Consider the following 13,751-nt stretch of genomic DNA (forward strand, 5'->3'; position numbering starts at 1 on the left):
GCCCGGCCGCGCGAGCGCGGCCGTCGTACTTCAGGCGGCCCCGAACCGCTCGAAACCCGTGGCCTTCACTCCGCCTCGAACCGCTCGAAACCCGTGGCCTTCACTCCGCCCCGAACCGCTCGAAACCCGTGACGCGCGCGGGACCGTCCACCCGGACCCCGTCCGCCGCCACGGTCGCCGTGGTGTCGCCGTCGACGTCGGAGATCACCGCGGTCCCGGCGTCCGTGCCGTAGCCGACCAGCGTGATCTCCCCGAACGGCCCGTCCCCGACGGCCTCGCCGGGCTCGGCCAGGACGGGGATGACCGCGCCGCGCCGGACGAACAGCGGGATGCGCTCCAGCGGCGCGGACACCGTGACGTACCGACCGCCCGCGAGCGCCTCCCCCGTCCAGTGGTCGATCCACTCGCCGGCCGGCAGGTAGACCCTCCGGACGCCGTCGGGCGAGGTCATCGGCGCCACCAGCAGGTCGCGGCCGAGCAGGTACTCCAGGTCGGCCTGCCAGGCCACCGGGTCGTCCGGGTGGTCGACGCACAGGGCCCGCATCATCGGCGCCCCGGTCCGCGCGGCCTCGACGGCGGCGGTGTAGAGGTACGGCATGAGCCGGTAGCGCAGCTTCAGCGCCGCCACGGCCTCGGCCTCGACCTCGGGGAACTCCCACGGCTCGCGGCTGGTGGTGCCGTGCAGCCGCAGCAGCGGGGAGAGGGCGCCGAACTGGGTCCAGCGGACGTACAGGTCGTCGGTGGGGCGGCCGGTGAAGCCGCCCGCGTCGTGGCTCCAGAACGGGATGCCGGACAGGCCGTGCGCCAGCCCGCCGCGCAGGGTGCTGCCCATCGCCGGGTAGCTGGTGTAGGTGTCGCCGCTCCACTGGGCGGCGTGCCGCTGCCCGCCGAGGAAGGACGAGCGCGCCCAGACCATGCCGTGCCCGGCGACCTCGCGGGTCACCTCCGAGACCACGTCGTTGAAGAGCAGCGTGTAGACGTTGTGCAGGTCGGTGCCGGTCATGCCGTTGGCGGCGACCGCGTCGTGCGGCACGCCCTCGGCGAAGTCGGTCTTGAAGACCTGCACGCCCTGCTCCAGCAGCGGCCGGAGCAGCCCCCGGAACCACTCGACGGCGGCGGGGTTCGTGAAGTCGACGATGCCGCAGGCCGGATAGGACCCGTGCCAGGAGTCGGCGACGTAGACCTCACCGTCCTTCTTCTTCAGGAAGTATCCGGCTTCGGCGGCGGCGGGGAAGGCCGGGCTCAGGTGGGAGATGTACGGGTTCATCCAGAGGCAGACCTTGAAGCCCATCTCCTTCAGCTCCGCCAGCATCCCGGCCGGGTCGGGGAAGTTGCCCTCGTCCCAGCGCAGGTCGGACCAGTGGCCGTCGGTCTGCCAGTAGGTGTCCAGGTGCAGCACGTCGCAGGGGATGCCGCGCTCGCGGATCGTCCGGGCGCGGTTCATCACCCGCTCCTGGGTGTCGACGAAGAAGCCCGAGGAGATCCAGGTGCCGAACGCCCACTTGGGCGGGAGCGCCGGGCGGCAGGTCAGCCGGTCGAAGCGGTCCAGGATCTGCGGCGGGGTCGGCCCGGCGATCACGTAGTAGTCGATCAGGTCGTCCGGGACGACGATCTGCACGCAGCTGTGCGTGGACTGGCAGACGTCGAACTCCACCGGGGCGCCGCTGTCGACCAGCACGCCGTAGCCCCGGCTGGACAGGTAGAACGGCACGTTCTTGTAGGCGCGCTGGGATTCGGCGCCGAAGGCGTCGAAGTTCCACATGACCGGCCGCTGGCCGCGCTTGTCCAGCGGGGTGAAGGACTCGCCGAAGCCGGTGAACGCCTCGTCGGCGGGGGCGGCGAAGCTCTCGTGGTAGCCGGCCACCTCGCCGTCGGCCACCGAGCGGCCGAACGGGAGCGTGCGCAGCCGGCCGCTGATGTCGACGTGGCCGGCGTCCTGCTCCAGCAGGGTCGCCCCGGCGGCGTCGGTGAAGCGCAGGTGCCAGGGGGACAGGGTGATCTCGGCGCGGAGCGGGCCGGCGTCGATCACGACCGTCCCGTCGCCCGTCTCCACCCGGGCCCCGGCGAACGCGCCCGGGGTGACCATGGCGATCGCCCGCGCCGACCGGGTGCGCGCGTCGGCGTCCTCGCCGAGCCGCACCCGGATCACCCCTTCGCCCGCCACGCCCACGCAGGCCACGAGCGTCTCCTCGGTCGAGGTCGTCGCCTTCAGGACCACTCCGGACTCGTCGGCCGCCACCAGCTCCGCCGCCGTCAGCGCCGAGAGCCCGCCCTCCCCGTGCGCGCGGACGGGCAGCTCCGGCGGATCGGCGACGAAGTACTCATGCGCGATCAGCGGGGGACGGTAGGGCATGGGGAACTCCAGCGCTTCAGGCTTCCAGTGGCGCAATTAGTTTTGCGTCTAAACGAACAAACGTCAATGGCAGAGCCTCCCCCGGCAGCACCCGGGCGCTCTGGATGCCGCAGGTGACCAGGAGCGGGGTCCAGGCCCGCACCACCGCCTCCACCCGGCCGGGCGTCCAGGACAGCCGCTCGACCGTGCCGCCCCGCACCACCAGCCCGCGCGCCTCGCCGGACGGCCAGGCCTCCGGGAGGGCGGGCAGCAGGTCCACCCGCCCGTAGCCGGTGCCGGGCAGCGAGGAGCGCACCAGCATGGCCGCCACCAGCGCGGGCAGCCCGCCGCAGACGTCCACGTTGAAGATCGCGTCCCGGTTGTGGGTGGAGACCAGGTTCTCCTCGCGCCAGTAGCGGGTGGCCAGCAGCGTGAGCGCCTCGTGCGCCTCGCCGGCCAGGCCCAGCGACGCCGCCGCGAGCCCCAGCTGGACCAGCCCGAAGGCCATCTCGTCGCTGCTTTCTCCACGCCACCACGCCAGCCGCCGCCGGACCGCGAGCGCCGCGGCCGCCGCCAGCCCGGGGTCGTCGAAGGCGGGGTCGCGCTCGTACCAGAGCGGGTAGAGGTGCGAGGCGTGCCGGTGCGCGTGGTTGTCCGCCGGGGCGTCCCCCGCGCCGATCCACTCGGCGAGTTCCCCGGTCGGCGCGATCCGGTACGCCGGGACGCGTTCCAGCAGCCGCCACCACCGGGCCGGGTCCAGGTCCAGCAGCTCGCACGCGCGGACGAGGTTGCGCAGCAGGTCCCGGACGACCGCGACGTCCATGGTCGCGTTGACGCACGCCTGCGCGTCGCCCCCCGCCGGGGTGTTCTCCGGCGAGTAGGACGGGACGAAGTCGCCGCCCCCGTCCAGGAAGTCCTCGTAGAACAGGGCCGCCTCGGTCATGAACGGCAGCGCCCGCTCGCGCAGGAAGGCCAGGTCGCCGGTGTGCGCGTAGTGGTCGTGGTAGAGCCGGGCCAGCCAGCCCGCGCCGGCCGTCCAGAAGGTCAGGCACCAGACCGGCCCGAAGTGGTTGTGCAGGCCGTGCGTGGACAGGTGCGCCGGGACCAGGATCCCCCGGCAGCCGTACAGCCGGCGCGCGTTCTGCCGGAAGTCGTCCATCATCGCCTCGGCCAGGTCGAAGACCGCGAGCATCAGCTCCGGGGTCCCGGTGCCCGCCAGGGCCGCGACCGCCGAGGCCAGGTTCCCGTCCATGGTGAAGCCGCTGCACCACGGCGGGTCGTACGTCCCGGTCCACACCCCCTGCAGGGTCGGCGGCAGCCCTCCCGCACTGGAGATCACCGCGTACCGCCCGGCGGTGAACAGCCGCTCGGCCCGCCGGTCGTCCGGCAGCCGGACCTCCGCCCGGCCCAGCAGCCCCCCATGCACGGCCGCGTGCTCGTCCAGCAGCCGCCCGAAGTCGGCGGGCAGCCCGTCCAGCGGGACCGGCCCGTCCAGCGGGACCGGTTCACTCCCGGCCGACCCGTCCAGCGGGACCGGTTCGCTCCCGGCCGGCCCGGCCCCGTGCACGGGGCCGTGCACGGTGGTGCGCACCAGCACGAGCACCTCGCCCCGGACCGCCAGCCCGTCGGGGAGCGCCTCCGCCTCCCCGGTGACCCGGCACTCGACGGTGTAGCCCGTCATCGCGCCGGGCCGGCATCCGGGCAGGTCCGCGTGGAGGACCAGCCGGCCCGGGGCGGTCACCGAGGTGAACCGGACCGGGACCGGCGGCTCCCCGTCGGGCGGCAGCAGCCGGAGCAGCCCCGCGGCCCCGGAGAGGCGGACCGCCACCACGTCGGCCGGACGGGAGGCGAACACCTCCTGCCGGGCGGCGCCGTGCTCCTGCGTCACCAGCCCGGTCGTGAAGTCGCAGGTCCGGCGGACCTCTCCGGGCGCCCGGGTGGAGAAGGCCAGGGTGGCGGCGGGGACCAGGGGGTCGATCCAACGGGTCTCCGCGTAGCCGGGATGCTCGGCGGCCGCGAGCCCGGCGACCCGCTCGGCCGCCTCGCGGGCGCGCCCGCCGTACAGCAGGGCGCGCAGCTCGGACAGGACGGCGGCGGTGTGCGGCGGCGGCAGGGGCTCGGTGACGGGCAGGAAGAGGCGTTCGTGGGAGAGGGTGATCCGGAACTCCCCCGGCTCCCCGTACACCAGGGCGCCCTGGCGGCCGTTGCCGGTGATCAGCGCCCGCTCCCAGTCTCCGGTCGCGGCACTTGAGACGACTCCATGATCCATGGATAATTAGTTTAGATACTGTCCTAACAAAGGATCCAGAGTGAACTGGCCGAAAGGGCTGGACGGCCTGTGCTACGGCGGGGACTACAACCCCGAGCAGTGGCCGGAGAAGGTCTGGGAAGAGGACGTCGCCCTGATGCGGCAGGCCGGGGTCAACCTGGTCAGCATCGGCGTGTTCTCCTGGGCGCGCCTCGAACCCGCCGAGGGGGTCCACGACTTCGGCTGGCTGGACCGGGTGCTCGACCTGCTCCACGGCGGCGGGATCCGGGTGAACCTGGCCACCCCCACCGCCTGCCCGCCGCCCTGGTTCTCGCTCGCCCACCCCGACGCGCTGACCGTCACCGCCGACGGCGTCCGGCTCACCCACGGCAGCCGCGACACCTACTGCGTGGCCGCCCCCGCCTACCGCGCGGCCTCGCTCCGGATCGTCCGCGCGCTCGCCGAGCGCTACGCCGACCACCCGGCGCTGGCCATGTGGCACGTGCACAACGAGTACGGCACCGGCTGCCACTGCGACCACGCCGCCGCCGCCTTCCGGACCTGGCTGCGCGAGCGGCACGGCACGCTGGAGGCGCTGAACGACGCCTGGACCACGTCGTTCTGGAGCCAGCACTACTCGGCGTGGGAGCAGGTCATGCCGCCCCGCGCCACCCAGTACCTGCCCAACCCCTCCCAGGTCCTCGACTTCCGCCGCTTCCTGTCCGACGAGATGCTCGCGCACTTCCGCGAGCAGAAGGCGGTCCTGCGCGAGCTCACCCCGGACGTCCCGGTCACCACGAACTTCGTCCTCGGCGACTGGGTCCCGGTGAACCAGTGGGACTGGGCCGAGGAGGTGGACCTGGTCGCGATCGACCACTACCCGGCGGAGAACCCCCCGGAGGAGACCGCGTTCGCCGCCGACCTGGCGCGCGGCTGGGCGGGCGGGCGGCCGTGGCTGCTGATGGAGCAGGCCGTGGTGACCTACACCGGCCCCCGGATGGTCGCCAAGCGCCCCGGCGAGATCACCCGGCTGAGCCTGTCGCACATCGCGCGCGGCTCGCGCGGGGCGATGTTCTTCCAGTGGCGGGCCTCGCGCGGCGGGGCCGAGCTCTGGCACGGCGGGATGGTCCCGCACTCCGGGCCGGACTCGCGGATCTTCCGCGAGATCCGCGACCTCGGCGCGCTCCTGCCCGCCCTGGCCGAGGCGTGCGAGGCGCCGGTCGAGGCCTCCGCCGCGATCCTGTGGGACCCCGAGTCGAACTGGGCGCTGCAGGCCCCCGCCTTCCCGTCCACCGAGACCGGCTACCTGGAGGCCGTACGGCAGGCGCACCGGGTGCTCTACCGGCACGGCGTCACCGCCGACTTCGTCCAGCCCTCGGCGGACCTGTCAGGTTACGAGCTGGTGATCGTCCCGAGCCTCTACCTGCTCTCCGACGACGACGCCGACAACCTGCGCCGGTACGCCGCCGGCGGCGGACGCCTGGTGGTCTCCTTCCTCAGCGGGATCGCCGACGAGCACGCCCGCGTCCGGACCGGCGGCTACCCCGGCGCCCTGCGCGACCTGCTCGGCGTCCGGGTCGAGGAGTTCCTGCCGATCGCGGACCCGGTGACGCTGGACGACGGCGCCACCGCGACCGCGTGGACCGAGCACGTCCACCTGGCCGGGGCCGAGGCCCTGGCCCGCTACCCGGACGGCACCCCCGCCGTCACCCGCCGCGGCCGGGCCGTCTACGTCTCCACCCGCCTGGACGACGCCGCCTACGCCCGCCTGCTCGACCTCGGCCCCGCCGTCCCCGTCGAGTCCGTACGGCGCGGCGACTGGGTGTTCTCCGTCAACCACGGCGACCGGGATCAGGCGGTTGCCGGTAACCTGCTGCTGCCCCCGGGAGGGTACGCGGTGGCCCGGGTGCCGCGCTGAGGCGCGGCGCGGTCACCGGGGATCAAGCGGGTGTCCAGCGGACTGCAATGAGCCGCCGACACACTCGGGGCCGCAGTCGAAGGAGGCTCCCGTGCGTCGTCCCATCTCCCTGGCGCTCACCGCCGCGATCGTCGCGGCGCCGGGGTTCGCAGCCCTGCCCGCCCACGCCGCGCCCGCCCACGCCGCGTCCGCCGCGCCGGTCCACGGCCAGGCCCGCGCCACGGCCCGGACCCCCGCAGGGCCGGCCTCGGCCGAGTCGGCCTCCGCCGGACGGGTCTCGGCCGGGTCGGTCTCGGCCGGGTCGGTCTCGGCCGGCCCGTGCCGTCCCGGTCAGCGCGCGAACCTGCGCGGCCGGGACTTCACCCGGGGCGCCCGGCTCCCCGACGACCTGCGCTGCGCCGACCTGACCGGCGCCACGCTGGACGGCCAGGAGCTGGTGCAGAAGGACCTGACCGGGGCGATCCTGCGCGACGCCTCGCTCAAGGAGGCCAACCTCACCCAGGTGACGCTGAAGTACGCCGACCTGCGCGGCGCGGACCTGACCGAGGCCGACCTGGGCCAGGTCAAGGGCGACCACGCCGACCTGCGGAACGCGATCCTCGTCGACGCCGAGGCGGGGCAGGCCGAGTTCCCCTATGCGGACCTGTCCGGAGCGAAGCTGACCCGGGCCGAGCTGACCCAGGTGGAGTTCACCAGCGCCAAGCTCGTCGGCGCCGACCTCACCGAGAGCACGCCCGGCCAGCTCAAGGCCCGCAAGGCCGACTTCACCCGGGCCAGCCTCCGCGAGGCCCCGCTCACCCAGGCCAACCTGCGCAACGCCGTCTTCGTCGACGCCGACCTGACCGAGGCGGAGTTCACCATGGCCGAGCTGGCCGGGGCGGACTTCACCGGGGCCACGGTCGAGAAGGCGTCCTTCACCATGGCCGACGACGCGGACCTCACGGGCGCCAAGGGCGCTCCCACGGGGGTCGAGGTGCCGACCCCCCCGCCCACCGAGCGCTCCTCGGGCGATGAGGCGTCGGAGGACGGGCCGTCCGCGGCCGGGACGCCGGAGGAGGGCGGCGGGGTCTCCGTGGGACTCGTCATGGTGGTGCTCAGCGCGGTGGGCCTGGCGGTCACCGTGGTGGCCTGGGGGGTCAGCGCGCAGCGGCGGACCCGGCGCAACGCCCGGTTCGCCCTCATGCGCCGGGGCGCGGAGGAGGACATCACCCGGCTCGGCGAGGAGGTCGACCGGCTCGACTACGAGTTCCAGATCAGCGGGCGCGGCGGGATGACGGCCGACCAGGACTGGCGACAGGCCCTGGACGCCTACGAGGCCGCCAAGAACGCCCTGGTCATGGCCAGGCGGGAGCAGGATCTGCACGTCGTGGCGCGGGCCGTGCAGGACGGCCGCAACGCCCTGGGACGGCTCCGCGGCCGCGTGCGCTGAGACGGGCCGGCGCATCTCGTAGGATCGCGTCGGTGCACAGGACATCGACACACGGAACGACACCCCGCGGAACGACACCGCACGGAACGACACCGCACGGAACGACACCGCACGGAACGACACCGCACGGAACGCAGGCCGGCCCGGCGGGCGCCGCGTGAGCGCCCGCCTCGCCCCGCTCCTGCCGGTCGCCGTCGAGGCCGCCGCGATCGCCGCCGGGATCGTGCGGACCATGGCCACCGGGACCGTCACCGCCAAGGGCGACCGCGACATGGCCACCGAGGTGGACTACGCCGTCGAGCACGCCGTTCGCGACTTCCTCGGCAGGGAGACCCCGGAGATCGGGTTCCTCGGCGAGGAGGAGGGCGCCGCGGCGGCGCCGGGCGGCGGCCTGACCTGGGTCCTCGACCCGGTCGACGGGACCGCCAACCTCCTGCACGGCATCCCGCTGTGCGGCGTCTCCCTGGGCCTGGTCGACGGGGACCTGCCCCGGCTCGGCGTGATCGAGCTGCCGTTCCTCGGCTCCCGCTACACCGCGGTGGAGGGCGGCGGGGCGCGGGCCGACGGGGTGGCGATCCGGGCGAGCGGCGCGCAGGACCCGCAGGCCGCGGTGGTCGCCGTCGGCGACTACGCGGTGGGCGACGGCGCCGAGGCCCTGAACCGCCCCCGGCTGGCGCTCACCGCGGGACTCGCCGCCCGCGTGCAGCGGGTCCGCATGTTCGGGTCCGCGGCCGTCGACCTCGCCTGGGTGGCGGAGGGGCGGATCGACGCCGCCGTGATGCTCAACAACCGGCCGTGGGACACGGCGGCCGGAGCGGTCATCGCCCGCGAGGCCGGAGCCGCGGTCGTGGACCTCGACGGCACCCCGCACACCATGCGCTCGCGGATCACCCTGGCCGCGAGCCCGGACCTGCTGGCCTTCCTGCTCGGGCTCGTCGCGAACGCGCACGGGTAGGCGGCACCCGCAGGTCCCGCGACGCCCGGGCACGCAGGTCCCGCGACGCCGGGCCGCGCCGAGAAGGCCGGGCGCGGCCCGGTCGGTCAGATGCCGCCGGGGGTCGTCGGCTGCATCAGGCGGCGGGCCGCCTCGGTGACGGACCCGGACAGCGACGGGTAGACCGCGAAGGTGTGCGCGAGCTGGTCCACGGTGAGCCGCTGCTGCACGGCGACCGAGACCGCCAGGATCAGCTCCGAGGCGCGCGGAGCGACCACGACGCCGCCGAGGATGATGCCGGTGTGCGGACGGCAGAACAGCTTCACGAAACCGTCGTGGAAGCCCTGCATCTTCGCGCGGGCGTTGGTCGCCAGCGGGAGCTTGACCACGTTGGCGTCGATCTCCCCGGCCTCGATCGCCCGCTGGGTGACGCCCACCGCGGCGATCTCGGGGTCGGTGAAGATGTTGGAGGCCACGGTGGCCAGGCGCAGCGGCTGCACGGCCTCGCCGAGGGCGTGCCAGACGGCGATCCGGCCCTGCATCGCGGCGACGGAGGCGAGCATCAGCACCCCGGTGCAGTCACCGGCCGCGTAGACGCCCGGCGCCGAGGTGCGGGAGACCTTGTCCACCTGGATGAACCCGCCCCGGTCGAGGGTGACCCCGGCCTCCTGCAGGCCGATCCCGGCGGTGTTGGGGATCATGCCGACCGTCATCAGGCAGTGGCTGCCCTCGGCGGTCCGGCCGTCCTCCAGGGTGACGACCACGCCGTCGGCGGTGCGCTTGACCGACTCGGCGCGGGAGCGGCCCATGACGTTCATCCCGCGGCGCCGGTAGACCTCCTCCAGGACCTCGGCGGCGTCGGCGTCCTCGTTCGGCATCATCCGGTCGCGCGACGAGACGAGGGTCACCTCGGAGCCGAGCGAGCGGTAGGCGCCGGCGAACTCCGCGCCGGTGACGCCGGAGCCGACCACGATGAGGTGCTCGGGCAGCTCCGCCAGGTCGTACATCTGCCGCCAGGTGAGGATGCGCTCCCCGTCGGGCTCGGCGGTCGGCAGGATGCGCGGGGTCGCGCCGGTCGCCACGATGACCACGTCGGCCCGGATCGTCCGGTCGCCCGCCCTGACCACCTGCGGGTCCACCAGCCGCCCGGGCGCCCGGACCACCTCGACGCCCTCGGCGGCGAGCCGCGCCGCGATGTCGGTGGACTGCGCCCGCGCCAGCTCCTTCACCCGCCGGTTGACCAGCGGCATGTCGGCCACCGGGGTCCCCACGTCGCCGTCGGGGCCCCCGCTGTAGTGCACGCCCAGCGCCGCCGCGTCGAGCAGCGCCTGCTTGCGCGCGGAGGTCGCGATCAGGGTCTTGGAGGGCACGCAGTCGGTGAGCACGCAGGCGCCCCCGGGCCCGTCCTGCTCGACCACGGTGACCTGCGCGCCCAGCTGCGCCGCCACCAGTGCCGCCTCGTATCCGCCGGGTCCGCCACCGATGATCGCGATCCTTGTCACCACCCCATTCTCCCGCATCCCCGGAGCAACCACCGCTCCGGTCCCCTTCGGAAAACACGGAAAGCCTTTGCCGTCCGGGGAAATCGACGACATGGCGCGCGGGGACGGGCCTGCGGGCGATCTTGGATTAGTCTTGGGCACCGTGCCTGTCTACGCCGCCTACGGCAGCAACATGGACCCCGAGCAGATGGCCCAGCGGGCCCCGCACTCCCCCGTCCGGGGGTCGGGCTGGCTGCAGGGCTGGCGCCTGACCTTCGGCGGGGACGACCTCAGCCGGGACGGCGCGCTCGACGGCGCGCTCGCCACCATCGTCGAGGACCCCGACGAGCACGTCTTCGTCGTCCTCTACGACGTCCCCGAGTGGGACGAGACCTCCCTCGACCAGTGGGAGGGCGCCACCCGCGGCCTCTACCACAAGGTACGGCTGCGCGTGCAGACCCTGGACGGCGAGGTCGTGGCCTGGTTCTACGTGCTCGACGGCTACGAGGGCGGCCTGCCCTCGGCGCGCTACCTCGGCATCCTGTCCGACGCCGCCGAGAAGGCCGGCGCCCCCGACGACTACGTCAAGGCGCTCCGCAACCGCCCCTGCACCTCCTTCGGCGGCTGACGCCCACCACCGGCGCGGGACCCGCGGCGGACCACCACCGGCGCGGGACCCGCGGCGGACCGCGACCGGTGGCACGCCGTCGTCCCTGCGGTCCGCCGCCGGTCCGGCGGGTCGCGGCCTCCGGAGTCATGGCGTGGGCGGCCCGGCGAGTACGCTCGGTGAGGTGACCAATGACCCTTATGCACTCGCCACGGACGCCGCGACCGCTTTGCGGAGCGCCACCGGAGTCGAGTCCTTCGACGTCGCGCTGGTGATGGGGTCGGGCTGGGTCCCGGCCGCCGACGCGATCGGTGAGACCGTCGCCGAGATCCCGGTGACCGACCTGCCCGGTTTCGCACCGCCCGCCGTGGCCGGCCACGCCGGCAAGGTCCGCGCCGTGCGGACCGAGTCGGGCAAGAACGCGCTGATCTTCCTCGGCCGCACCCACCTCTACGAGGGCCGGGGCGTCGAGCCCGTCGTGCACGGCGTGCGCACCGCCGTACGGGCCGGGGTCCGCACGGTCGTGCTGACCAACGCCGCGGGCGGCCTGCGCCCGGAGACCCAGGAGATCGGCGAGGCGGTGCTGATCAGCGACCACATCAACCTGACCGGCGCCAACCCGATCACCGGCGCCACCTTCGTCGACCTCACCGAGGTCTACTCCCGGCGCCTGCGCGACCTGGTCCGCGGGGTCGAGCCCACCATGACCGAGGGCGTCTACGTCGCCTTCCGCGGCCCGACCTACGAGACCCCCGCCGAGATCCAGATGTGCCGGGTCCTCGGCGGCGACATGGTCGGCATGTCCACCGTGCTGGAGGCCGTCGCGGCCCGCGAGGCCGGAGCCGAGGTGCTCGGCATCTCCCTGGTCACCAACCCGGGGGCGGGGCTGGTCGGCAAGCCGCTGAACCACGAGGAGGTGCTCCAGGTCGGCCGCACCACCGCGGCCCGGATGGGGGTCCTGCTCGCCGGGATCGTCAGCAAGCTGTAGCGCCCGGCCCGCGGGTCCCCGGACGGGACCCGCGGGCGGGCCGGTAGGGGACAACCGGCGGGGGGACACGCCCTCCCCGCCCGGAGCGTGAGGTGATCATGAGCAGCGATCTCGTACGGCTCGCCCAGGAATGGCTGGCCCAGGACCCGGACCCGCGGACCCGGGAGGAGCTCCGCGCGCTCCTCGACGAGGGGGACGAGGAGGCGCTGCGCGAGCGGTTCGGCGCCAAGCTGGAGTTCGGCACCGCCGGTCTCCGCGGCGAGCTGGGCGCCGGGCCCAACCGGATGAACCGGGTCACCGTCATGCGCGCCGCCGCCGGGCTGGCCGCCGTCCTCGGCCCGGACCGGCACGTGGTGATCGGCTACGACGCCCGGCACAACTCCGACGTCTTCGCCCGCGACACCGCCGCCGTACTGACCGGCGCCGGGCTGCGGGCCTCGCTGCTCCCGGCCCCCCTGCCCACCCCGGTGCTGGCCTTCGCCGTCCGCCACCTCGGCGCCGACGCGGGCGTGACCGTCACCGCCAGCCACAACCCGCCCCGGGACAACGGCTACAAGGTCTACTGGGGTGACGGCTCCCAGATCGTGCCGCCGATCGACGCGGGCATCTCCGCCGCCATCGACGCCGTCGGCCCCGTCTCCGCGCTGCCCCTGGGCGCCCCCGGCGACCCCGGGTGGACCGACCTCGGCGAGGAGATCGTGGCCGCCTACCTGGACGCGGTGACCCTGCTCCCGCTCGGCGACGCCCGCGAACTGAAGGTCGCCTACACGCCCCTGCACGGCGTCGGCGGCGTCACGCTCACCTCCGCGTTCCTGGCCGCCGGGTTCCCGAGCCCGGTGACCGTCGAGGTCCAGGCCGACCCGGACCCCGACTTCCCGACCGTCGCGTTCCCCAACCCGGAGGAGCCGGGCGCGATGGACCTCGCCCTGGAGCTGGCCGAACGGATCGGCGCGGACCTCGTGCTGGCCAACGACCCCGACGCCGACCGCTGCGCCGTGGGCGTGCCCCTGCCGGAGGGCGGCTACCGGATGCTCACCGGCGACGAGCTCGGCGCGCTCCTCGGCGAGCACGTCATCCGGCACACCTCCGGCGACGACCGCCTGGTCGCCACCACCATCGTCTCCTCCTCCCTGCTCGGCCGGATCGCCGCCGAGCACGGCGTGGACTACGCCGAGACCCTCACCGGCTTCAAGTGGATCATGAAGGCCGGGGGCGGGCGCGGGAACCTGGTCTACGGCTACGAGGAGGCGCTGGGCTACAGCGTCGGCGCGGACGAGGGCCTGCCGGTCCACGACAAGGACGGCATCGGCGCGGCCCTGACCGTCGCCGGTCTCGCCGCCCGGGCCAAGCGCGACGGCCGCACCCTGCTCGACCTCCTCGACGACCAGGCCCGCCGGTACGGCCTGCACGCCACCTCCCAGCTCTCGGTCCGGGTGCGCGACCTGTCCCTGATCGCGGGGGCCATGGCCCGCCTGCGCGCCGCCCCGCCGGTGGAGCTCGGCGGCCGCAAGGTCGAGTCGGCCGAGGACCTGAGCCTGGGCGTGGCCGGCCTGCCGCCCACCGACGGCATCCGCTACCGCCTGGCGGGCGGCGCCCGGGTCGTGGTCCGCCCCTCGGGGACGGAGCCCAAGCTCAAGTGCTACCTGGAGACCGTCGTGCCGGTGACCGGCGAGGTCGCCGACGCCCGGGCGCAGGCCGTACGGGAGCTGGGCGCGCTGACCGCCGACCTGTCCGCGGCGCTGGGCCTCTGACGGAACGGAGCCGCCTCCGGGCGGATGCGGAACCGTCTCTGGGCGGATGCGGAACCGTCCCCG

General features: G+C 74.5%; 9 protein-coding genes. 6 read left to right on the plus strand and 3 right to left on the minus strand.

What is annotated here, in order from left to right:
- Positions 1 to 100 precede the first annotated feature (100 nt).
- Together HS045_RS04335 and HS045_RS04340 are read right to left on the minus strand one after the other, a co-directional pair.
- Positions 101 to 2,353 (minus strand): TIM-barrel domain-containing protein, encoded by a 2,253-nt coding sequence (locus HS045_RS04335; RefSeq protein ID WP_196449859.1) that lies wholly within the window; start codon positions 2,351 to 2,353, stop codon positions 101 to 103.
- 16 nt (positions 2,354 to 2,369) lie between these two features.
- Positions 2,370 to 4,601, minus strand: a complete 2,232-nt coding sequence (locus tag HS045_RS04340; RefSeq protein ID WP_196449860.1) for a glycoside hydrolase N-terminal domain-containing protein — start codon at positions 4,599 to 4,601, stop codon at positions 2,370 to 2,372.
- 40 nt (positions 4,602 to 4,641) lie between these two features.
- On the opposite strand from HS045_RS04340, the gene HS045_RS04345 reads away from it, so the two are divergent.
- The 3 genes from HS045_RS04345 to HS045_RS04355 all read left to right on the plus strand — a co-directional run bounded on the left by HS045_RS04345 (position 4,642) and on the right by HS045_RS04355 (position 8,882).
- Complete coding sequence (locus HS045_RS04345) at positions 4,642 to 6,498, plus strand: beta-galactosidase (protein ID WP_307827382.1); 1,857 nt, start codon at positions 4,642 to 4,644, stop codon at positions 6,496 to 6,498.
- Between the two features lie 91 nt (positions 6,499 to 6,589).
- The gene (locus HS045_RS04350) at positions 6,590 to 7,927 is read left to right on the plus strand and encodes a pentapeptide repeat-containing protein (RefSeq protein ID WP_196449861.1); all 1,338 of its coding nucleotides are present in this window, start codon (positions 6,590 to 6,592) and stop codon (positions 7,925 to 7,927) included.
- A gap of 157 nt (positions 7,928 to 8,084) precedes the next feature.
- On the plus strand, positions 8,085 to 8,882 hold the full coding sequence (locus HS045_RS04355) for an inositol monophosphatase family protein (protein ID WP_196449862.1): 798 nt from the start codon (positions 8,085 to 8,087) through the stop codon (positions 8,880 to 8,882).
- Between the two features lie 86 nt (positions 8,883 to 8,968).
- Here the strand turns inward: HS045_RS04355 and HS045_RS04360 are convergent, their stop codons facing one another.
- Complete coding sequence (locus HS045_RS04360) at positions 8,969 to 10,363, minus strand: NAD(P)H-quinone dehydrogenase (protein WP_196449863.1); 1,395 nt, start codon at positions 10,361 to 10,363, stop codon at positions 8,969 to 8,971.
- A 142-nt stretch (positions 10,364 to 10,505) separates the two neighbouring features.
- Here HS045_RS04360 and HS045_RS04365 point away from each other — a divergent pair, with 142 nt between their 5' ends.
- From HS045_RS04365 to HS045_RS04375, 3 genes are all read left to right on the plus strand, one after another.
- Complete coding sequence (locus tag HS045_RS04365) at positions 10,506 to 10,970, plus strand: gamma-glutamylcyclotransferase (protein ID WP_196451052.1); 465 nt, start codon at positions 10,506 to 10,508, stop codon at positions 10,968 to 10,970.
- A gap of 163 nt (positions 10,971 to 11,133) precedes the next feature.
- Positions 11,134 to 11,937 (plus strand): purine-nucleoside phosphorylase, encoded by an 804-nt coding sequence (locus HS045_RS04370; protein ID WP_196449864.1) that lies wholly within the window; start codon positions 11,134 to 11,136, stop codon positions 11,935 to 11,937.
- Between the two features lie 98 nt (positions 11,938 to 12,035).
- On the plus strand, positions 12,036 to 13,688 hold the full coding sequence (locus tag HS045_RS04375) for a phospho-sugar mutase (protein WP_196449865.1): 1,653 nt from the start codon (positions 12,036 to 12,038) through the stop codon (positions 13,686 to 13,688).
- Positions 13,689 to 13,751: the final 63 nt, after the last annotated feature.

Origin of the sequence: Planomonospora sp. ID82291 (assembly GCF_015711645.1) — a bacterium.
GTDB lineage: Bacteria > Actinomycetota > Actinomycetes > Streptosporangiales > Streptosporangiaceae > Planomonospora.

Bases quoted from the DNA above. Each gene is read 5' to 3' on its own strand.
- HS045_RS04335 (WP_196449859.1), bottom strand. From the start codon at position 2,353: ATGCCCTACCGTCCCCCGCTGATCGCGCATGAGTACTTCGTCGCCGAT.
- HS045_RS04340 (WP_196449860.1), bottom strand. From the start codon at position 4,601: ATGGATCATGGAGTCGTCTCAAGTGCCGCGACCGGAGACTGGGAGCGG.
- HS045_RS04375 (WP_196449865.1), top strand. From the start codon at position 12,036: ATGAGCAGCGATCTCGTACGGCTCGCCCAGGAATGGCTGGCCCAGGAC.